Below are 704 nucleotides of genomic sequence, written 5' to 3'. Positions count from 1 at the left end.
CTGACCCCAGTTTGAAACAGTCTGCTGGCGTCTCGATTCGCCTAGTCCGCCAAACACCTCGTGCCGGAAAAACTTCTGGCCTTAATCTCATCGCTCCTCAAGCAACAGGAGACATACTGGTCTTTTCTGATGCGAATTCGCTTTACGCGGCTGATGCTCTACGGAAAATCGTGGCAAATTTTGCGGATGCAGAGGTAGGTTATGTCACCGGAAAAATGGTCTACGTCACTGGTGATGGTTCGCTTGTAGGTGACGGCTGTTCTAGTTATATGAAGTATGAAAACTATCTGCGCGAGCAAGAAACGAAAGTTGGCTCAGTTGTTGGGGTTGACGGTGGGATCGACGCGATTCGTTCATTTTTGTTTGAACAGCTTCGTCCAGATCAATTGCCGGATTTTGTTCAACCATTAAAAGTTACCGAAAAAGGTTATCGCGTCGTCTACGAAGAGCAAGCTCTCCTCAAAGAAGAAGCTCTAGATGACTCAGGGCGCGAATATAATATGCGTGTTCGCGTATCACTTAGAGCGCTTTGGGCAATGCACGATATGCGAACCTTGTTTAATCCATTTAAACATGGGGTCTTTGCATTTCAGATGCTATCGCACAAGTTACTTCGGTATTTGGCGTTTATCCCTTTATTGGTTTGTTTTTTTAGCAACGTTGCACTTTTATCAGCTTCTCCGTTTTATTTATTAACTCTGCTT

General features: G+C 44.9%; 1 protein-coding gene. It reads left to right on the top strand.

All coding sequences use genetic code 11. The features are described 5' to 3' along the window. A partial coding sequence (locus A3738_RS23750; protein WP_156504457.1) for a glycosyltransferase occupies window positions 1-704 on the top strand: 704 nt, incomplete at both ends.

The organism is Oleiphilus sp. HI0066 (genome assembly GCF_001635725.1).
This window is presented reverse-complemented; position numbering and strand designations above follow the sequence as displayed.